Origin of the sequence: Waltera acetigignens (genome assembly GCF_025567015.1) — a bacterium.
In the GTDB taxonomy this organism is placed as follows: Bacteria; Bacillota; Clostridia; order Lachnospirales; family Lachnospiraceae; genus Acetatifactor; species Acetatifactor acetigignens.
Genome location: NZ_JAOQJO010000014.1, coordinates 91974 through 111660, shown reverse-complemented (window position 1 = coordinate 111660; position 19687 = coordinate 91974). Strand labels below are relative to the sequence as shown.

Sequence of the window (19687 nt, the reverse complement as noted above, 5' to 3'; positions counted from 1 at the left end):
CATGTCTCGATGTAAGGTCTCCGGATGTGAATTTTCTACGAAAAGTGATGAGTAGTTCTCGTCATGACGGGGCCGCCTACAGTCGACATCCATGTCGACAATCGGCTGACGCGGACATCGTGTCCGCTTTCCCCCTGCCTTTCAGCACTTTTCTAGAAAATATCAACATCCTCCGACAAACATCTTCGACATGGCACCGCATACGCCGGGAGTTCTGCGTTTTGGAAAGCTTTCAAAAAAACCAGTAGCCCCGGCTGGGTATAAGAATAAGCAGTGCCGTAAGCAGACGTCGGTACCATAGCGTCCCAAGGGACGCATTGCGGTCGTATTGTGACCGCTTATGTACCGCTACGCTCTGCGACAGGAGCACATCGTACTAAAAGTACGAGCGTGCCGCGTTTCTTATACCCTGCCAAGGGCTACGGGGATTTGATAGCATTTCTTTACTAACTCTCTATTTACATCTCTGTGCTGATAGTACCACTTGTAAAGTCTTGTCGGAATCGGTATAATATAGATAGATTGGGAGGTAAAAATATGCTGCTTACATTAGTACCGCTTTTTGATGAAAATATGGCCGTTTGTGCCTACTCCTTTTTTACCCAGAGGGAGAATTTCCTGTTGAATCCTCTGTTGCTTGGAACCGCACAGTTCGACGGGGCATCCCAGATCACGGGTCTGGAACTGATCCAGAAAATGGGTATTGATACCTTGTCTCAGGGAAAAGAAATCTTCGTACCGATCAGCAATATCTCGATTTTTGCGGATATTCCGGAGCAGTGCGATGCACCTCATGAAAAAATCGTACTTTTGATCGATAATACCATTCCGCCGATTGAAATGTATGTCAATCGTCTGAAGGAATTGAAACAGCAAGGCTATAAACTTGCCATTCGTAAGCTTGCGGTCAGTGATTTTGAAAATTACAGAGAAGTCCTGAAGCTGATGGATTATGTCCTTCTGAATAACCGTAAAATAGCCATTGATAAAGCCAAGATTTATTTCGGAAAATTATTTCCGAATATCAATCTGTGTGCCGGTAATATTGATACCATGGAGGACTTCGAGAGACTGAAGGAGACCGGCGGATATCGTTTCTATGAGGGTAAGTTCTATCGAGTTCCCATTACGAAGGGACAGACGGATGTGGCACCCTTGAAGGGTAACTATATTGACCTGCTGAATATTGTGAACAGCCCGGATTTTGAACTCACGACAGCGGCGGATATCATCAGCCGTGATACCGCACTTACGATCGATCTGCTGAAAATGGTTCAGCCACTGGCTGTAAATTCGGAGATTACGTCTATCCGTCATGCAGCTGCCATGCTGGGACAACGGGAACTGAAAAAGTGGATCAACACGGCAGTAGCCAATGCTTTGTATGCGGATAAGCCGAATGAGGTCACCAGATTATCTCTGCTTCGTGCGAAATTTGCCGAGAATCTGGCGGAAGCGTTTGGCCTGAAGGCGCAGAAGGATGAATTGTTCCTGATGGGATTGTTCTCTGTGCTGGATGTGATCCTTGAGAAACCTATGGCAGAGGCTTTGAAGGTGGTCCATGTGGCTGGCGAGATCAGCAATGCACTGATCTACCGCATCGGCGTACTGGCACCGGTGTACGATTTTATGCTGCAGTATGAGACAGCCAACTGGGCGGAGGTATCCCGCCTGATGCTATTAAAGAATATTGATATGAATACAGTATATGAAGCCTATACATCGGCGTTGAAGTGGTATCGCACCGTACGTTGATTGTATTAAAAAATGTACTTGTATTTTGTATACATTTATGTTATTTTCTTCAAGAACTTGTAATTATATCCTCCATAAAAGGGGAGGAATAGTAGCAAAGGCGCAAACAGCGCGGAAAGGAAATTTCATATGAAAAAGAACAAGACACTTGAGATGGTACAATTGGCCGTACTCATCGCTATTATGCTGATTCTGGCGTTTACACCGCTTGGATATCTGCGCATCGGACCGTTAGCAATCTCTCTGATGACCATTCCCGTAGTAATCGGTGCAATGATCCTGGGACCCGCAGGCGGAGCCGTACTGGGACTGGTATTCGGACTGACAAGCTTTTACCAGTGCTTTGCAGGAGATCCTTTTGGAGCAGCGTTGGTAGCAATGAATCCGTTTTTCACTTTCCTGGTATGCATCCCTACCAGAACTCTGATGGGATGGCTGTCCGGTGTGATCTTCAAAGCACTGTGGAAGATCGACAAGACGAAGACCGTATCTTTCTTTGTGACCGGTCTGCTGGGAGCATTTATGAACACTCTGTTCTTCATGTCCACCCTGATGATCTGTTTCGGTCATACCGAGTATCTGCAGAGCCTGAATGCAACCGGAGCAAATCTGTTCGCATTTGCCGTGGCATTCTGCGGTATCAACGGAGCACTGGAGATGCCTATGAGCTGTGTAGTAGGCGGTGGTGTTGCCAAGGCAGTCAGCGTAGCACTGAAGAAGAACGCAGCGATCGAAGAGCAGTAATCGAATCTGAGATTTACAGGAATGAAAAATAAATAGCAAAGAAGATAAGCCCCCGGGAGAATGGCGAAACGTCATAGCCCGGGGGTTGTTATATAAAATAATAAGAAAATGATTCAGAGGGTATTCGAACTGCTTCGTTAGGGAAAAATGTCTGATGCGTTCCATCCCAAAATGCAGGTACTTGACAATTGACGAGGCTGTAGAAGGGTTAGCCGGGACTACAAGGTCTCCCACATTTTCCGCAGAGCTTCAGCCGTGGCACCGACATTGCCCTGGATCATGGGAGCGGATCCGCCGCCTTTGGCCTGAAGTTCCTGCCGCATACGGGTCGCCAGTTCCTGACAGTTACAGGAGGAACTGCCCACGATAAAGCGGTAGCCGTTTGCATCGTCTCCGGCAAAGATGCCGCAGTAGCCGGAATATTTTTCGGTCAGGGAATTGACGGCATTACGCAGGGCAATGGCATCCAGTTCGCCGACGAAGAGAAGCACGTGACAGGTCTCTTCCGGGGAGAGCAGTGCATTCATCTGTACCTTCAGAAGTTCCGCCTGCAAAGCATTGGCGCGTTCTTTTTGCTGGCGTGCATCCTCTTTGACCCGGACAACGGCATCGGCCACTTCCGGCTGCTTTGCGGACAGCAGAGAGGAGATGGCCCAGACGGAATCCTGTTTTTCGGTATAGTCGGCCAGAGCACGGCCGCCACAGAGAATATTGATACGGACACCGCCTCTGTGGCTCTGGACATTCACGATCTTGATGAGACCGATCTGACCGGTAGTATCCACATGGGGAGCACAGCAGGCGCACAGATCCACGCCAGGGATCTCCACGATGCGGACATTTTCCGTGAGAGCCAGCTTACTGCGATAATTTAAGTTCACCAGTTCTTCGGAGGAGGGCCAGCTGATGTTGACCGGAAGATTTTTCCAGACGTAAGCGTTGGCTTCCTGTTCGATAAGGCGCAGTTGTTCCAGAGAGACTTCCCCGTTCATATCCAGTGTCACTTCTCTGTCACTTAAATGAAAACCCACATTTTCCAGACCGAAATGGGAATGCAGCAAGCCGGAGATCATATGCTCCCCGGAGTGCTGCTGCATGAAATCAAACCGGCGGTTCCAGTCCACATGACCGGTGACTTCAGTGCCTGTGGGAAGCTCACAGGTCATTTTATGATACAGGATGCCCTGCTTAATGCTGACATCCAGTACTTCCTGACCGTTTAAGGTGCCTTTGTCAGCGGATTGACCGCCCTCTTCCGGGAAAAAAGCGGAAGCGTCCAGAACGATCCTGTAATATCCCTCTTCCTTGTCGGGAACACATTCCATTACCACAGCGGTGAAATCCGTCTGATGCACATCTTCATAATAGAGTTTGCGGGTTCCCAGGGAGTTCATTTGAGCATTTTCGATACGATCCATAGATGCCTGTCCAATCTGCTGTAGGAAAACAGCGTTTTGTGATAATTGAAAAATAGAAAATACATATCTATTCTATATCAGACCCGGTGGAAAAAGCAATGGAAAATGTAAGCTTTTACACAGCTTTGTCAGATTCTCCAAGGAGTATCGGGATTGCGTAATTGTTTTTTGTAGGTTTTTACGCAGACAGGGTCTATTGCGACGCATTTTTTTTTATGATATAATAAATCGATTAAGCAGTAGAGAAACACACTGGAAATACAAACGTCGCAAAAAGCGGCAGAATGTGAGGAAAGAATGAAGGCATTTTTGATTTTGGAAGATGGAACGGTGTTCGAAGGAACGCACATCGGTGCAGACAAAGAGATCATCAGTGAAATCGTATTTAACACATCCATGGCCGGATATCTGGAGGTCCTGACGGATCCGTCCTATGCAGGACAGGCTGTATGCATGACTTACCCCCTGATCGGTAACTATGGCATATGCAGGGATGACTGCGAGTCGGAGAGACCCTGGCCGGATGGATTCATCGTCAGAGAGCTTTCACGTATTCCCAGCAACTTCCGCTGTGACTGCACAATACAGGAATACTTAGAGGAGAACGGTGTGCCCGGTATCGCCGGAATCGATACCCGTGCGCTGACCAAGATCCTGCGTGAGAAGGGTACCATGAACGGTATGATCACCACCAACGAGGCCTATGACCTGAACGAAGTGCTTCCGAAGCTGAAAGCATATACCACAGGCAGGGTCGTGGAAAAGGTGACCTGCAAGGAGAAGTATGTAGTGAATCCCACCACGGATCTGGCACAGAACGGCCCTCTGTCCGGTGCAGCGCGTTTTGATAAAGAAGCTTATGAAAAGGGTGTCAGAGAGCCCAAGCCCGCACTGGTAACGGAGCTGTCCGGACAGGGACTAAAGGTAGCTCTGTTAGACCTGGGAGCCAAGAGAAATATCGCCAGATCCCTGGCAGAGAGAGGCTGTGAGGTGACCGTATACCCCGCTGGAACTCCCGCACAGGAGATCATTGATGATAATCCCGACGGTATCATGTTAAGTAACGGACCGGGAGACCCCAAGGAGTGTACCGGTGTGATCGCCGAGATCAAAAAGTTATACGATACCGAGATTCCTATTTTCGCAATCTGTCTGGGACATCAGCTGATGGCTCTGGCTACCGGCGCAGATACCCACAAAATGAAATATGGACACAGAGGAGGCAACCATCCGGTAAAGGATCTGATGACCGGAAGAGTATATATTTCTTCTCAGAACCATGGATATGTGGTAGATACCGACAAGTTGGATCCTTCCGTAGCGGTTCCCGCATTTATCAATGTCAACGACGGTACCAACGAGGGTCTGTCCTACACCGGCAAGAACATTTTCACCGTACAGTTCCACCCGGAAGCATGTCCGGGACCCCAGGACTCCGGTTACCTGTTTGACCGGTTCATTCATATGATGAGAGGAGAGAACTAAGATGCCCAAGAATCCTAATGTAAAACGAGTAATGGTAATCGGCTCCGGTCCTATTGTCATCGGACAGGCAGCGGAATTCGACTATGCAGGTACCCAGGCCTGCCGTTCCCTGAAGGAAGAGGGAGTAGAGGTAATCCTGGTGAACTCCAACCCTGCGACCATCATGACTGATAAAGATATCGCAGATAAGGTATATATCGAGCCCCTGAACGTAAAGGTTCTGGAGCAGATCATTGAAAAGGAAAAGCCCGACAGCATCCTTCCCACCCTGGGAGGACAGGCTGGTCTGAACCTCGGTATGGAGCTGGAGGAGTCCGGTTTCCTGGCTGCTCATAATGTAAAGCTGTTAGGTACTACCGCAGCTACCATTCGTAACGCCGAAGGACGTCAGGAGTTCAAAGACCTGATGGAGCGCATCGGTGAGCCCTGTGCAGCGTCCAAGGTCGTTGAAAATGTGGAAGACGGTGTGGAATTCACCAATACCATCGGCTATCCGGTCGTACTGCGTCCCGCTTATACCCTGGGAGGTTCCGGTGGCGGTATCGCCCACAATCAGGTAGAACTGGAAGAGATCCTGGAGAACGGTTTACGTCTGTCCCGTGTGGGTCAGGTACTGGTAGAGCGTTGTATTGCAGGCTGGAAAGAGATCGAGTACGAGGTAATGCGTGACAGCGCAGGCAACTGCATCACCGTATGTAACATGGAGAACATCGATCCCGTCGGCGTGCATACCGGAGACAGTATCGTAGTAGCTCCTTCCCAGACCCTGAGCGACAAGGAGTACCAGATGTTACGTACTTCCGCTCTGAAGATCATCAACGAACTGCAGATCACCGGTGGATGTAACGTACAGTTTGCACTGCATCCCACCAGCTTTGAATATTGTGTTATCGAGGTTAACCCCCGTGTCAGCCGTTCTTCCGCACTGGCAAGTAAGGCGACCGGTTATCCTATTGCAAAGGTAGCAGCGAAGATCGCACTGGGCTTTACCCTGGATGAGATCAAGAACGCCATCACCCACAAGACCTATGCCAGCTTCGAGCCGACACTGGACTACTGTGTCGTGAAGATTCCCAGACTGCCTTTTGATAAATTTATCACTGCAAAACGTACTCTGACCACCCAGATGAAAGCAACCGGTGAGGTTATGAGTATCTGCAATAACTTCGAGGGAGCACTGATGAAGGCTATCCGTTCCCTGGAGCAGCATGTGGACTGCCTGCGCAGCTATGATTTCAGCGCTTTGTCTGTGGAGGAACTGTTAGAGCGTCTGAAGATCGTGGATGACCAGCGTATTTATGTCATTGCGGAAGCTATCCGTAAGGGCATCAGCTACGAGCAGATCCACGACATTACCAAGATCGACCTGTGGTTCATCGACAAGATTGCCATTCTGACCGAGATGGAGCATGCGCTGGAGACACAGCCGCTGACGGTTGATCTGTTGAAGGAAGCCAAGAGAATCGAGTTCCCGGATAACGTGATCGCAAGGCTGACCGGCAAGACCGAGGAAGAGATCAAGAAGATGCGTTATGACAACAGCATTAAGGCTGTCTACAAGATGGTAGACACCTGTGCTGCAGAGTTCGCAGCGTCCACTCCTTATTACTATTCCGTATTCGGCGGCGAGTGCGAAGCCAAGGAGACCACCGGACGCAAGAAAGTCCTGGTACTGGGTTCCGGTCCTATCCGTATCGGACAGGGTATCGAGTTCGACTATTGTTCTGTACATGCTACCTGGGCATTCTCCAAGGCAGGCTATGAGACCATTATCATCAATAATAACCCGGAGACCGTAAGTACCGACTTCGATATTGCGGACAAGCTGTATTTTGAGCCTTTGACTCCGGAAGATGTGGAATCTATCGTAAATATTGAGCATCCCGATGGTGCTGTGGTACAGTTCGGCGGACAGACCGCTATCAAGCTGACTGAGAGCCTGATGAAGATGGGCGTGCCTATCTTAGGTACCAAGGCGGAGGATGTAGATGCCGCTGAGGACAGAGAACTGTTCGACAAGATTCTGGAAGAGACCGGGATCCCCCGTGCAGCCGGCGGTACTGTATACACCGCAGAGGAAGCTAAGGCGGTTGCTAACAGACTGGGCTATCCCGTACTGGTGCGTCCTTCCTATGTATTGGGCGGACAGGGCATGCAGATCGCTATCTCCGATGAAGAGATCGAAGAATTCATGGAGATCATCAACCGTATCGCACAGGATCACCCGATCCTGGTAGATAAGTATTTACAGGGTAAGGAGATCGAGGTCGATGCCGTATGCGACGGTACCGATATCCTGATCCCCGGTATCATGGAGCATATCGAGAGAACCGGTATCCACTCCGGAGACAGTATCTCCGTATACCCGGCTCCGACCATTGATAAAGTAGTAAAAGAGAAGATCGCAGAGTACACCAGAAGACTGGCAAAGGCACTGCATGTCAAGGGACTGATCAATATCCAGTTCATTGCCATCGGTGACGAGGTATATGTCATTGAGGTTAACCCCCGCTCTTCTCGTACCGTACCTTATATCAGTAAGGTAACCGGTATTCCTATCGTGGATCTGGCGACCGAAGTGATCATCGGCAAGACCATCCGTGAGCTTGGCTACGAGCCCGGCTTACAGCCTGAGGCAGAGTATTTTGCCATCAAGATGCCCGTGTTCTCCTTCGAGAAGATCCGTGGTGCCGAGATCAGCTTAGGACCGGAGATGAAGTCTACCGGTGAGTGTCTGGGTATCGCCAAGACCTTCAATGAGGCTCTGTACAAGGCATTCCTGGGAGCAGGCGTAGAACTGCCCAAGTACAAGAACATGATCATCACCGTGAAGGATGCGGATAAGGGTGAAGCCATTGAAGTCGGAAGACGCTTCGAAAAGCTGGGATACACCATTTATGCTACCAGAAGTACCGCAGCTGCTCTGAATGAAGCCGGTGTGAAAGCAAGAAAGGTCAACAAGATCTCTCAGGAATCCCCGACCGTTATGGACCTGATCCTGGGACACAAGATCGACCTTGTCATCGATACCCCGACCCAGGGCCGCGACAAGACCAGAGACGGTTTCCTGATCCGCCGTACCGCTATCGAGACCGGTATCTACTGCATCACTGCAATGGACACCGCCAATGCTCTCGTGACCAGCATGGAGCATATGAACGATTGCAAGGAACTGACGCTGGTGGATATTGCACAACTGTAAGATATAAAAATGGATAAGAACAGTGGAGTCGCGAAAGTTGCTCCACTGTTTGTGTTTGTGACAAAAACAAAGTGTTGACAAATGTCCGCGAAAGGAATAAAATACAAACAGTTAAAGACATAAAGGCTGTGAAGAGAAGAGTAGGAGAAGAGATACGTCGCAGAGAGTCCCGGCAGGTGGGAAGGGATATGGAAGGCTTCTTTGAACATGGTCTCGGAGCTTTGCACCGACTTCGTATTCGGACAGGATATCCGGCAGATGCGGACAGGCTGCAACGGGAGTATCCGTTATCGTACCTGACTATCGATGAGCGTTTGTTTGTCCGTAGTTGCAGAGGCCTGATCCCGTGAGAGATGGGCGAATTAAGGTGGTACCGCGGAAGAATGTTCCGCCCTTAAATTTTAATTTAAGGGCGGTTTTTTATTATGTCAAAAAGAGAAGAACTGATCAGAGAATATTGCAGACAGGTAAATGAAAGCCTGCATTTTATACAAAAATACATGGAAGGGATCGTTCCCGCTGGCCGATGCAGCGAAGAACTGTATTGGGAGACCAAGAAGATCAGTGAGGAACTGCAGAAGAGCAATCATGAACAGACCGCATTGATCCGGGCCTATCTGCGGGAGGCGGCACAACTGTACGTAGAGGGGGAGCCCTGGAAGACCCGCATTACGGACCGAAGACTTTGCCGTAATACGATCCTGAATCATTTACAGATGCTGGCGAATGTCAGCTTCTGGCTGAGAGAACAGGGAGAGCCACTGGCAGAGGAAGTCTGCGGATGGCTGTTAGCCCAGGAGACAGCGGATGTGCAGAAAGTTAGATCCGGACAAAGTCTGGAAGTTGCCAGAGAGATCTATCCGGCCGTGCAGAGAAAGAGAGCATAGGAGCGGTCGGCTGTAAAAGCACAAATTTGAAAATAAAATCCGTGGGGACAGCATATACTAGGCGTATGGTAAATATTGTATGATCGTAAGCCTGTATCCCGCAGGCGGATTGGAGTCTCATGTTAGAAGAACATTATCCTTTTGTTGCGCAGCCTCTTCCCTACGAATATGATGCCCTGCTTCCGGTATTAGATGAGGAAACACTTCATTTTCATCACGACAAGCATTATCAGACCTATGTGGATAAGCTGAATGCCACCCTTGCCGATTATCCGCAGTTACAGCAGATGTCCTTGACGGAACTGCTCACTTCGGAGGATAATATACTTGCGTCCCTGCCGGAGGAAGCCCGGAAAAGCATTCACAATAACGGTGGCGGTGTATATAATCATCAGCTGTATTTTGACAGTATGCGAAGCCCGGTAGGACAGGAGCCCTGTGGAGCTCTGGAGGAGGCGCTGGTCCGGGATTTTGGATCGGTGAGACAATGGAAAGAACAGATGTCACAGGCAGCCACGGGGGTATTTGGCTCTGGATGGGCATGGCTTGTGAGTGACCAGGACGGTACTCTGATAGTCCTTACTACAGCGAATCAGGATGTCCCGGATCTGAAATTGTATACCTCCATATTTCCCATAGATGTGTGGGAGCATGCCTATTATTTACAGTATCAGAACCGCAGGCCGGATTACGTGGAAGGATGGCATAAGCTGATCCACTGGAAAAAAGCGGGACGACGTTACGAACAGGTACTTTGCAGACTGGAAAGAGCGGCTGGGGAAGCGGAAAAATTGCAAAATGACAGCCGCACAACAGAAGCGAACGACAGATAGTGTGCAACGTGCGGAACAGAAGAACAGAAAGAGGAAAATGACTATGGAGAACAGACCGATCATAAAAAAGGAACAGGTAGAGACCGTCTACGACAGCAGATTTATCAAGGTATTTGATCTGCAATATGAGCCGGGAAAACATTATTTTGATGCTACCAGAAGAGCCAAAGATAATCTGGCAGCGGTAAAGAGCGACGAAGAATTCAGACAGATGCTGCCGGATGCAGTCAGCTGCGTTGTGATCCTGAAGATCAGAGGACAAGAACCGAGACTTTGCTTAAGCCGTGAGTATCGTTACCCGGCAGGACATTTTCTGCTGAGCGTTCCGGCAGGACTTTTAGACCCGGAGGATGCAACGGAAGAAAATCCCGTATTCCATGCGGCAGCCCGGGAGCTTCGGGAAGAGACCGGCATCACACTGGAAGAGAGCGACAGCATCCGTCTGGTGAATCCGCTGGTATTCAGTACCCCCGGTATGACGGATGAGAGCAATGCACTGGTGCAGATCATATTGAACCGTGAAGAGATGCCGAAGGTAAGTCAGGAAGGCGCCGTTGGAACGGAATGTTTTGATGGTTTTCTGCTGCTGACCAAAGAAGAAGCACAGAAAATCTTAAAAGACGGCGTGGATGACCAGGGATTTTTTTACCCGTTATATACCTGGGCGGCATTGATGTGCTTTGCGACGGGAATGTGGAAATAATTTTTGAATAAATAAGACGATGAACGAAAAGCGTGTGGAGAGATCTGCACGCTTTTTTGAAATTTGTAACAAATAGCGAAAAATTCTTCGTTATGATTAACAAAGAGGAAGGTTGCCGTTCGCTCAATTGATTTTCCAATTGCTCAATTGTATAAGATGTCATTATATTGTATAATGATGTCATTATCAAGTACAATTAAGAAGCAAAGACATCATGCAGAAAGAGCAATTTGGTATATTGCTTACGACTTTAAGAAAGAAAAACAGAATCAGCCAGAAGGAGATGGCAGAGCAGCTGTCGGTCTCTACTTCGGCGGTAAGCAAATGGGAACATGGCAAGAATCTTCCGGATATGACGATGCTTGGCAGCATCGCGGAGACCCTTCAGGTATCCTGTGATGAATTACTGAATCCGGAAAAGACATTGGAGCGATTAGCGAATCCAGAACCGCAGAAAGGAGAGACAGAGGAAACGGATATGAAGGGATATACATTCCTGAATGTAGAATGAAAGGAGTAGCTATGAAGAAGATTTTTTCAAATTACTACAAAATTATTTTGTCTGTTGTGATCCTGATTGTCCTGGTGGCACTGAAGGAGAATTACAAAACTTCTTTTGATGAAATGAGCGGAGTCCGGACGGTGGTACGCATGCTGCTCTACACGGCATGGGGATTCCTGCTGGCAACAAAGACCAGACGGGACAAAGCAAAAGCTGTGGAATATGTTGCTTTTGCTGTTGTCTGTGTGGCTGCGCTTAATCTGCTAATTCCCATCTGGAAATTTCAGATAGCGTTTTATGCTTTTGTCGCAGGTGTTCCGGGACTTTATTTTATGGTATTTATCCTGACCGGAATGTTAGGCGGTTATATATGGGGACCGGTTGATAAAACGGACCGTAAATAGTGCCGGATATATCAGGAGCATTGATCCGATGGCGGAAGATATTGCCCAGGGTGTAGAGATAGCAACAGCAGAGTAGAATGGCGGAGGTGTCTATGGGTAAAAAATGATTAAGTGTCTGATGATTTTAACAATAGTATGGGCAATGACCGGTTGTGGAAAGCAGGAGATGATCCGCTGCGAATACACAAATGAGACAGCAGGGTTTACCTTAAGCATAGACAGACCTGTAGAATGGACAGCGAAGCTTCAGGAAGGGTGGCCTGCGACCGAGACAGAGGAAGCCAGTCCCGACGAGGGAATCCGGATTTATACGGATGATAGCCAGGAGAGCAGTATCTATTTTTGTAACAGTTTTTCTCCTTATTATGCAGGGGATGAAAATGATCTGGAGACCGTGGAAGTGAATGAGGAACTTACGACGCTTCATGGAATCGAAACAAGCGGTGAATGGATAAGCGAATCCTATGTTTTTAAAGGGGATTTCACCGGTCAGGGATTCTATAATATTACCATCTCTATGTCACAAAAGGATTATAAAAAATATAAAAAGATTATCTCGCAGATGGTTGCCAGCTGCCAGATCCGTGAATGGGAGCCGGAGAATGCAACGGTATCGGAAAGCATTGAAAATGTAGAAAAATACAGCAAATAATGATTTGATGATTCGGGGAACGCTGTTAGACAGAACGAGATGACTACGGATGTGCTGTTTATTATAAGAAAAGAAGATACGGATAACAAATACAAAATCGTAGATGAAGTTGAGATGGATTAGTGATTGCTTTGAAAAATAAATATTGACATATATAGATAGCCGATATATATTATAGACAACGATATATATCGGCTATCTATATAAGGAGGACAAAAAATGGCTGTGGACAAATCACTGATGTCGGGAAGTATGACGATGCTTTTGCTCAGATTACTGGCGGAGAAGGATATGTACGGATACGAGATGATCGATACACTGCGGAAAAAATCCTGTAACGTGTTCGAGTTAAAAGCAGGTACGCTGTATCCGCTGTTGCATGGGCTGGAAGCGAAGGGCCTGCTTACGGTATATGAGCAGGAATATTCAGGCAAGACGAGGAAGTATTACAGTATTACGAAAGAGGGCAGAAAATTACTGGAAACCAAAAAAGCGGAGTGGATGGAATATCAGTCTGCTGTGACCAGCGTTCTGGCAATGGGGGTATAAGGATGGAAACATATTTGGAAAAACTGTTGTCACAGATCCGCTGCAAAAAAGCAAGACCTTATATCGCTGAGGAGATAAGAGACCATATAGAATGCCAGATTGCAGACAATCTTTCCGAAGGGATGACCTCTGAGGAAGCAGAGAAAAATGCGGTTGCGGACATGGGAGATCCGGTGGAAGTGGGAATTTCGCTGGACAGGATCCACAAGCCTAAGATTGCATGGAGGTTACTTGTGATCGTAGGAATTTTAAGCCTGCTGGGCATTCTGATACAGCAATCCATTCTCAGACAACCCGGTTATCAGGAGCTGGAAACATGGAGACAGGAAGTGTACCGCTATACTACGGAGGGGTTTGGCTCAGCCGTTGCTATTGGATTCCTCCTCATGTGTGTGATCTACTTCCTAGATTATACCGTAATTGCAAAGTACTCCAGGTTCATCGGAGGAGCTATTCTGATTCTGGGAGGGCTGCGGGTGGCAGGCTTCGGTGGTCTGGATGTCAACGGAATCGGCAACTGGATCGGATTTGGAAGGCTCCGGGTGGCGGTTACTTCCCTGATGATGTTCTATGTGCCGATTTACGGCGCTATCCTATATAAATACAGGGACGGTGGTGTATCCGCACTGTGCAGGGAGATCCTGTGGCTGATCCTTCCGGTATTTATTACGTCCCGGATTCCCAGCCTTGGTGTAGCCGTCATCATGATGGTCAGTATGCTGATAGAACTTACGGTGGCTGTCTGGAAGGGGTGGTTTCAACTGCCTGTGAAAAAGACGATTATCGGCATGTGGCTGCTTTTTACGGCAGGGCCGGTCCTGGTATTGACTGCAATGTATGCACTTCACATGTTGGAAGCCTATCAGGAAGCCAGGATCCGCTCCTATTTATCCCATTCCGGAGATGCCAATTACATGACGGCCATGCTTCATAAATTTAATGAAAATATTTTACTTTGGGGCAACAGTGGAAAAGATGTGGTGGGAGGTTTGCCGGAATTCAATCAGGATTACATTTTCTCTTATATTCTGAACAGTTACGGACTGCTGGCCGGAATCTTTGTAGCCGCGATCCTGGCGGCACTGGTATTGTTTATGTTCGGAGCTGCGGCCCGACAGAAAAATGAACTAGGCATGGTGATGGGATTCGGATGCGGAATGATCATTTTATTAAATATTTCTCTGAACTTTGCGGGAATGTTGGGATGGATCCCGCTGACATCGACCTTCCTGCCGTTCTTATCTGTTGGCAGAAATAATATTTTACTGTGCTACGCACTGGTGGGAATTATCCTGAGTATTTACAGATACAAAGATGTATATCCAAAAAAGTTCAAGGCGTCACAGGTATCATTGCAGAAGACCATTACTTTGAATCTGAATATGTAACATGGTAATAAAAGTAATGCAAATAAAAAGTCCATGAGCAGGAAAACTGTCCATGGACTTTTCTATATCGTGAGCAGAACTCATTTAATGCATTTCGTAAGCTTACGAGGGCAATACCGACAAAATCAGTATCTCTACACTCATCATATCGTTCATCCGTCCGGATTTCACGGCTTCCTCAGTCTCCACGCACTGCTTTACCGCATTTTTCAGCACGGAAGTCTTGAAATGGGATGCCTGTGCCACATATTTTCCGACCGCAAAAGGAGGTACGCCGATCTTGGAGGCAATGGTCTTATTGTCGTGGCCTCTGCTTTTTAATTCCTTGGTCTGGAGCAGCAGGTTACATTGTCTGGCAATCAGGAACAGTACGCGCATGGGCGGCTCTTTTAATGCCAACAGATCATAGTAAAGCTGCAATGCTTTCTGGGGCTGTTTTTCCGCAATGGCATTGACCATATCGAAGATATGGTTGGTGATGCGGGTGGTGCAGACGGCTTCCACATCCTCCGCGGTGACTACATCCCGATCGAGACAATAGCAGATCAGCTTCTCCAGCTCCATCTGGATATTCTCCATGTCCGTGCCGGTCTTGGAGAGCAGCAGTTGTGCGGTATTCTCGGAGATTTTTTTCCCTTCTCTGCCTAAAATACCGGCGATCCAGCGTTTCAGGGAATTCTCATCCTGTACCGTGAATTCTGCCACATAACCCTTGGACTGCACGGTCTTATACAGTTTACTCCGTTTATCCACTTCGCTTTCCGTGAACACAAAAAAAGTGGTGTCATTAGGGCTTGCCAGGTATTCCGCCAGTTTTTCGCCGCCGGATTTAAAAAGCCCTGTATCCTTGAAGAACATGACCCGGCGTTCTGCCAGAAAAGGAAGCGTCTCTGCCAGATCGATGACTTGTCCCAAGGAGAAATCCTTCCCCTGATAGAAATGGGTATTCATCTCGTCGCCGTCCTGACACAACGCTTTACGCAGACGGGTCGTGTACTGGTTCTTCAGATAACGTTCCTCTCCGTAGAGCAGGTAGATCTGTTTGAAATTGCCGGTTTTGATGTCTTCATTGATCCGCTGCATGAATTGATCCTTTCTGGGAAAATGCGGTTACTTCTACATTAGATTCCTAAAAGAGTATACCCCATTTCCTATTGAGGTTTCAAGGGGGGTATGCTATTATGGAACAAAACAGTTCGACCATGGACATATACGTTCGCAAAATTATGCTTGCATGATTTTGCGAACGTATATGTCCATGAGTTAAGCGCCGATTCATGAGCAAAGGTAGTCACGAAGTGACGGAAAGCGCGGCTCGACCTTCATACCATAAGAGGAAGGAAGAGAAAAATGAGCAAGAAAAGCGGATTCATTCAGGAATTTAAAAAGTTTATTTTGAGGGGAAATGTAATGGATATGGCAGTCGGCGTGATCGTCGGCGGAGCATTCACCGCTATCGTTACTTCTCTGAATCAAGATATCCTGACACCGATTCTGGCCATCTTCGGAGGCACGGATTTTTCGAATTTATATGTAAAGCTGGGAAGCGGCGATACGGCACCGGTATTGATGTACGGTAATTTTATCACGGCAGTTATCAACTTCCTGATCACAGCATTTGTAATCTTCTGTCTGGTAAAATTCATCAATAAGCTGGGAGACACCCTGCATCACAGAGAGGAAGCACCGGCAGTGCCCACGACGAAAAAATGCCCGTTCTGTAAGAGCGAGATCGCTATCGATGCCACAAGATGCCCTCATTGTACTTCTCAGTTAGACAAATAGGAACCGGTAATACAGATACGGCCGTGGAGGAAAGCATGGGAAAAATACACAGGAAAATAGTGGCAGCAGGAGTCTGCTGTCTGATGACAGGCATGCTGACAGGCTGCGGAAGTGATACCACGAAGATCACCGAAGGAATGCAGTTGGTGGAAACTCTGGATTATCAGGGGGCATTGAATGCCTTTGACGAAGCGGAAGCACAGAAAGAGGACAGCCGTCTGATCGCAAGAGGCCGGGGAATCGCCAGCATGGGGCTGACAGAGTATGATCAGGCCGTAGAATATTTTACACAGGCCCTGGAACTCAGTGACGGCTGGGTTCAGAACGTGGACTATGATATGAATTACTATCTGGCGGCGGCATACACCAAGAACGGACAGCCTGCGGAAGCCAAAAAGGTATACGATGCCATTCTGGGCCTGAAGCCGGAGGAAAAGGACGCTTATTTTCTCAGAGGTTCTGCAGAACTGGAGCTGGGAGATTATGAGAGTGCCAAAGCGGATTTTGATCAGGCAATCTCCATGGATCCGAAAAATTATGACCGGTTAATAGAAATCTATGAAGCCCTGGCAGCGCACGGCTACCGTGAGGTCGGTCAGGAATATCTGCAAAATGTACTGGACACAGCCAAACAACTGGATGCTTATGACAGCGGACGGATCTATTATTATCTGGGAGAATACCAGAAAGCTTATCTGGCGCTGGATGAAGCCCGGGATAAGGGAGGCGCGGACAGCTATCTCTATCTGGGAAGAGCCTATGCGGCTACCGGAGATTATAACTATGCGTCCAGTGTGTACAACAATTATCTCTCCAAGCAGGGGCCGAATGCAGAAATCTACAATGAACTGGGTCTGTGCGAAATGGCAAAAAAGGAGTATCAGAATGCTCTGGCGGCATTTCAGGCGGGAAAACAGATCGAAGGAAACAGCCTGATGCAGACCTTGTGCTTTAATGAAATTGTAGCATATGAGTATCTGGAAGATTATCAGCAGGCAGAAGTACTGATGAATGCTTATTTACAAAATTACCCGGACGACCAGACAGCCATCCGGGAGCAACAGTTCCTGTCCACCAGATAAAAAGACAATAGAATTTATGGATCAATCATTAGCAGAGTCTTCCCGGGAGGAAGATTCTGCTTTTTCTCTTAATTGCAGCAGATCCACAAAATCCAGCAGAGAAGCCATGTTTTTCGGATTAAAATGCTGTATCACCTCTACCACATCGGATACGGTGGTGCCGGGGACACATTCCTGTCTCAGAACTTCCGGATTGTAACGATAAGGAGTCCGACCCAACAGATAATCGATGGTTACATCGAAATATTCCGCTAATTGTATTAAAGCTTCCTGATCCGGGAAGTGAATATTGTTCTCGTAATTCGAAATGGTGCCAACGGATACTTTCAGTATGGCAGCCAGTTCTTTCTGATAAATGCCCCGTTCTTCCCGCAGGGATGCCAGAATTTCACCGAAACTCCTCATAATGCCTCGCATTCTGCCGCAGATGCAGCCTATTTAAATGTTTTCTTTTAAGATTTGATAAATTCTATTTTACTATATTTTAGTTTTAAAGGAATATGAATTTAGAAATTGAGGAAAATAATGAAAAATGCTCCTAGAATTAATTTTAACTAAAAAGTACAAATTATGCAGGAAAATATCCATTGAGAAATCCTCTCATTAACACCTATTGCTATTTTGAAGAAAGCCGGATATAATAATCCAAGAGTTAGGTGCAACTAACTAATGAGTGAATTATGTGAAACTCCTCAGAGAAAACGGAGCTGCTGAATCCGCGGACTGCCGGGAGGCCATCTTCCGGGAGGAGTTTTTCAGCCCTTATACACAGGGATGAGGGATTCACGAAAGAGAAGGTTTGGGAATAAAAAGTTTAGAATAGAGGATAAAGGAGAAGAACAAGATGAACTATTTAGAGATTGAAAAAGTCATTGGACGAGAGATTCTGGATTCCAGAGGCAATCCTACTGTAGAAGCAGAGGTAACTCTGGTAGACGGTACCATCGGACGCGGCATGGCTCCAAGCGGAGCATCTACCGGTGAGTTCGAGGCACTGGAACTGAGAGATGGCGATAAGAGCAGATATCTGGGCAAGGGTGTTCAGAAGGCTGTAGAAAATATCAATACTGTAATCAATGAGACTCTGCAGGGAATGGATGCATCCGATATTTATGCGATTGATAAGGCAATGATCGACGCAGATGGAACCAAGGATAAGTCCAGACTGGGAGCCAATGCGATCCTGGCAGTATCCATTGCCAGCGCGAGAGCAGCAGCGATCTCCCTGGATATTCCCCTGTATCGCTTTTTAGGAGGTATCTCCGGTAACAGGCTTCCGGTTCCCATGATGAACATTATCAACGGCGGTTGTCATGCGCTTTCTTCCGGACTGGATGTACAGGAATTCATGATCATGCCCGTAGGTGCGCCTTCCTTCAAGGAATGCTTAAGATGGTGCGCTGAAGTATTCCACGCACTGGCTTCTATTTTAAAGGACAGAGGACTGGCTACTTCCGTAGGTGATGAGGGTGGTTTTGCACCGGCATTGAAGTCTGACGAAGAAGCTATCGAGACAATCTTAGAGGCTGTGAAGAAAGCCGGTTATGAGCCCGGCAAGGACTTCAAGATTGCTATGGATGCTGCTTCCAGCGAATGGAAGACCGGCAAGGTGGGCGAGTACAAGCTGCCTAAGGCAGGCACCGTATTTACCTCCGAAGAACTGATCGCACATTGGAAGAAACTGGTGGAGAAATACCCCATCATTTCTATAGAAGATGCACTGGATGAGGAAGACTGGGAAGGCTGGAAGAAGCTGACCGCAGAACTGGGCGACAAGGTACAGTTAGTCGGCGACGACCTCTTCGTAACCAACACCGAGAGACTGGCAAAGGGAATCTCCCTTGGCTGTGGTAACTCCATTCTGATCAAGCTGAACCAGATCGGATCCGTATCCGAGACTCTGGAGGCCATCAAGATGGCACACAAGGCCGGTTATACCGCTATTTCCTCCCACCGTTCCGGTGAGACCGAGGATACCACCATTGCCGACCTGGCAGTGGCACTGAACACCTGTCAGATCAAGACCGGTGCTCCCAGCAGAACCGAGCGTGTGGCAAAATACAACCAGTTGCTCCGTATCGAAGAAGAACTGGGTGCAGCAGCCGTATATCCCGGCATGGGCGCATTCAACGTTCAGAATTAATTTGCTTTTACCCAAAACTATTTTGGTTTCTCTTTTTCTCTTCAGGGACTGTTCGAAAGGACAGTCCCGTTTGCGTTTTTCTTTTTTAAAAACCTTGCAACATTTTTTCTCCCATCTGTATCTAAGATAGAGCGGCAGGGAAAATGGCGTAAGAT

General features: G+C 47.7%; 18 protein-coding genes and 1 other annotated feature. Of the genes, 15 read left to right on the top strand and 3 right to left on the bottom strand.

Features of this window, described 5'->3' with window-relative positions:
• Nucleotides 1-537 precede the first annotated feature (537 nt).
• Both OCV96_RS13615 and OCV96_RS13610 read left to right on the top strand, forming a co-directional pair.
• On the top strand, nt 538-1755 hold the full coding sequence (locus OCV96_RS13615) for an EAL and HDOD domain-containing protein (protein WP_118731449.1): 1218 nt from the start codon (nt 538-540) through the stop codon (nt 1753-1755).
• A 129-nt stretch (nt 1756-1884) separates the two neighbouring features.
• Nucleotides 1885-2499 (top strand): ECF transporter S component, encoded by a 615-nt coding sequence (locus OCV96_RS13610; protein ID WP_262594729.1) that lies wholly within the window; start codon nt 1885-1887, stop codon nt 2497-2499.
• 218 nt (nt 2500-2717) lie between these two features.
• Here OCV96_RS13610 and OCV96_RS13605 read toward each other — a convergent pair whose 3' ends face one another.
• A complete protein-coding gene (locus OCV96_RS13605; RefSeq protein ID WP_262594728.1) occupies nt 2718-3917 on the bottom strand; it encodes an alanyl-tRNA editing protein in 1200 nt (399 codons plus the stop codon).
• Nucleotides 3918-4214: 297 nt separating this feature from the next.
• On the opposite strand from OCV96_RS13605, the gene OCV96_RS13600 reads away from it, so the two are divergent.
• The 10 genes from OCV96_RS13600 to OCV96_RS13555 all read left to right on the top strand — a co-directional run bounded on the left by OCV96_RS13600 (nt 4215) and on the right by OCV96_RS13555 (nt 14522).
• Nucleotides 4215-5402 carry a carbamoyl phosphate synthase small subunit gene (locus tag OCV96_RS13600; protein ID WP_262594727.1) on the top strand — a complete coding sequence of 396 codons (1188 nt, stop codon included), beginning with the start codon at nt 4215-4217 and terminating at the stop codon, nt 5400-5402.
• Between the two features lies 1 nt (nt 5403).
• Nucleotides 5404-8604: a carbamoyl-phosphate synthase large subunit gene (gene carB, locus OCV96_RS13595; protein ID WP_262594726.1), complete on the top strand. Its 3201-nt coding sequence runs from the start codon at nt 5404-5406 to the stop codon at nt 8602-8604.
• Between the two features lie 119 nt (nt 8605-8723).
• Nucleotides 8724-9003, top strand: a binding site (T-box leader).
• A 26-nt stretch (nt 9004-9029) separates the two neighbouring features.
• Nucleotides 9030-9491 carry a hypothetical protein gene (locus tag OCV96_RS13590; protein ID WP_117467335.1) on the top strand — a complete coding sequence of 154 codons (462 nt, stop codon included), beginning with the start codon at nt 9030-9032 and terminating at the stop codon, nt 9489-9491.
• A 119-nt stretch (nt 9492-9610) separates the two neighbouring features.
• Nucleotides 9611-10324: a superoxide dismutase gene (locus OCV96_RS13585; RefSeq protein WP_227064625.1), complete on the top strand. Its 714-nt coding sequence runs from the start codon at nt 9611-9613 to the stop codon at nt 10322-10324.
• A 43-nt stretch (nt 10325-10367) separates the two neighbouring features.
• Nucleotides 10368-11027, top strand: coding sequence for an NUDIX hydrolase (locus tag OCV96_RS13580; protein WP_022312238.1), 660 nt, complete (start codon nt 10368-10370; stop codon nt 11025-11027).
• Between the two features lie 214 nt (nt 11028-11241).
• Nucleotides 11242-11538: a helix-turn-helix domain-containing protein gene (locus OCV96_RS13575; RefSeq protein ID WP_227064624.1), complete on the top strand. Its 297-nt coding sequence runs from the start codon at nt 11242-11244 to the stop codon at nt 11536-11538.
• Nucleotides 11539-11549: 11 nt separating this feature from the next.
• On the top strand, nt 11550-11933 hold the full coding sequence (locus OCV96_RS13570; protein WP_147326716.1) for a hypothetical protein: 384 nt from the start codon (nt 11550-11552) through the stop codon (nt 11931-11933).
• Between the two features lie 118 nt (nt 11934-12051).
• Nucleotides 12052-12585 (top strand): hypothetical protein, encoded by a 534-nt coding sequence (locus tag OCV96_RS13565; protein ID WP_262594725.1) that lies wholly within the window; start codon nt 12052-12054, stop codon nt 12583-12585.
• Nucleotides 12586-12804: 219 nt separating this feature from the next.
• Nucleotides 12805-13134 carry a PadR family transcriptional regulator gene (locus tag OCV96_RS13560; protein WP_262594724.1) on the top strand — a complete coding sequence of 110 codons (330 nt, stop codon included), beginning with the start codon at nt 12805-12807 and terminating at the stop codon, nt 13132-13134.
• Between the two features lie 2 nt (nt 13135-13136).
• Nucleotides 13137-14522 carry an FtsW/RodA/SpoVE family cell cycle protein gene (locus OCV96_RS13555; protein ID WP_262594723.1) on the top strand — a complete coding sequence of 462 codons (1386 nt, stop codon included), beginning with the start codon at nt 13137-13139 and terminating at the stop codon, nt 14520-14522.
• A gap of 102 nt (nt 14523-14624) precedes the next feature.
• Here OCV96_RS13555 and holA read toward each other — a convergent pair whose 3' ends face one another.
• A complete protein-coding gene (gene holA / locus OCV96_RS13550; protein ID WP_262594722.1) occupies nt 14625-15605 on the bottom strand; it encodes a DNA polymerase III subunit delta in 981 nt (326 codons plus the stop codon).
• A 267-nt stretch (nt 15606-15872) separates the two neighbouring features.
• Here holA and mscL point away from each other — a divergent pair, with 267 nt between their 5' ends.
• Together mscL and OCV96_RS13540 are read left to right on the top strand one after the other, a co-directional pair.
• The gene (gene mscL, locus OCV96_RS13545; protein ID WP_262594721.1) at nt 15873-16307 is read left to right on the top strand and encodes a large conductance mechanosensitive channel protein MscL; all 435 of its coding nucleotides are present in this window, start codon (nt 15873-15875) and stop codon (nt 16305-16307) included.
• A 35-nt stretch (nt 16308-16342) separates the two neighbouring features.
• Nucleotides 16343-17389 carry a tetratricopeptide repeat protein gene (locus OCV96_RS13540; RefSeq protein WP_022313128.1) on the top strand — a complete coding sequence of 349 codons (1047 nt, stop codon included), beginning with the start codon at nt 16343-16345 and terminating at the stop codon, nt 17387-17389.
• Nucleotides 17390-17410: 21 nt separating this feature from the next.
• On the opposite strand, the gene OCV96_RS13535 is transcribed toward OCV96_RS13540, so the two are convergent.
• Nucleotides 17411-17794, bottom strand: coding sequence for a helix-turn-helix domain-containing protein (locus OCV96_RS13535; RefSeq protein ID WP_172594708.1), 384 nt, complete (start codon nt 17792-17794; stop codon nt 17411-17413).
• Nucleotides 17795-18233: 439 nt separating this feature from the next.
• On the opposite strand from OCV96_RS13535, the gene eno reads away from it, so the two are divergent.
• Complete coding sequence (gene eno / locus OCV96_RS13530) at nt 18234-19532, top strand: phosphopyruvate hydratase (RefSeq protein WP_117467351.1); 1299 nt, start codon at nt 18234-18236, stop codon at nt 19530-19532.
• Nucleotides 19533-19687: the final 155 nt, after the last annotated feature.

What these genes read in the sequence shown, in the direction of transcription:
- OCV96_RS13590 (WP_117467335.1), top strand. Translation starts at nt 9,030, where the DNA reads ATGTCAAAAAGAGAAGAACTGATCAGAGAATATTGCAGACAGGTAAAT.
- OCV96_RS13555 (WP_262594723.1), top strand. Translation starts at nt 13,137, where the DNA reads ATGGAAACATATTTGGAAAAACTGTTGTCACAGATCCGCTGCAAAAAA.
- OCV96_RS13560 (WP_262594724.1), top strand. Translation starts at nt 12,805, where the DNA reads ATGGCTGTGGACAAATCACTGATGTCGGGAAGTATGACGATGCTTTTG.
- eno (WP_117467351.1), top strand. Translation starts at nt 18,234, where the DNA reads ATGAACTATTTAGAGATTGAAAAAGTCATTGGACGAGAGATTCTGGAT.
- OCV96_RS13540 (WP_022313128.1), top strand. Translation starts at nt 16,343, where the DNA reads ATGGGAAAAATACACAGGAAAATAGTGGCAGCAGGAGTCTGCTGTCTG.
- OCV96_RS13575 (WP_227064624.1), top strand. Translation starts at nt 11,242, where the DNA reads ATGCAGAAAGAGCAATTTGGTATATTGCTTACGACTTTAAGAAAGAAA.
- holA (WP_262594722.1), bottom strand. Translation starts at nt 15,605, where the DNA reads ATGCAGCGGATCAATGAAGACATCAAAACCGGCAATTTCAAACAGATC.
- OCV96_RS13565 (WP_262594725.1), top strand. Translation starts at nt 12,052, where the DNA reads ATGATTTTAACAATAGTATGGGCAATGACCGGTTGTGGAAAGCAGGAG.
- OCV96_RS13605 (WP_262594728.1), bottom strand. Translation starts at nt 3,917, where the DNA reads ATGGATCGTATCGAAAATGCTCAAATGAACTCCCTGGGAACCCGCAAA.
- OCV96_RS13615 (WP_118731449.1), top strand. Translation starts at nt 538, where the DNA reads ATGCTGCTTACATTAGTACCGCTTTTTGATGAAAATATGGCCGTTTGT.
- OCV96_RS13580 (WP_022312238.1), top strand. Translation starts at nt 10,368, where the DNA reads ATGGAGAACAGACCGATCATAAAAAAGGAACAGGTAGAGACCGTCTAC.
- OCV96_RS13570 (WP_147326716.1), top strand. Translation starts at nt 11,550, where the DNA reads ATGAAGAAGATTTTTTCAAATTACTACAAAATTATTTTGTCTGTTGTG.
- OCV96_RS13585 (WP_227064625.1), top strand. Translation starts at nt 9,611, where the DNA reads ATGTTAGAAGAACATTATCCTTTTGTTGCGCAGCCTCTTCCCTACGAA.
- OCV96_RS13535 (WP_172594708.1), bottom strand. Translation starts at nt 17,794, where the DNA reads ATGAGGAGTTTCGGTGAAATTCTGGCATCCCTGCGGGAAGAACGGGGC.
- OCV96_RS13610 (WP_262594729.1), top strand. Translation starts at nt 1,885, where the DNA reads ATGAAAAAGAACAAGACACTTGAGATGGTACAATTGGCCGTACTCATC.
- carB (WP_262594726.1), top strand. Translation starts at nt 5,404, where the DNA reads ATGCCCAAGAATCCTAATGTAAAACGAGTAATGGTAATCGGCTCCGGT.
- OCV96_RS13600 (WP_262594727.1), top strand. Translation starts at nt 4,215, where the DNA reads ATGAAGGCATTTTTGATTTTGGAAGATGGAACGGTGTTCGAAGGAACG.
- mscL (WP_262594721.1), top strand. Translation starts at nt 15,873, where the DNA reads ATGAGCAAGAAAAGCGGATTCATTCAGGAATTTAAAAAGTTTATTTTG.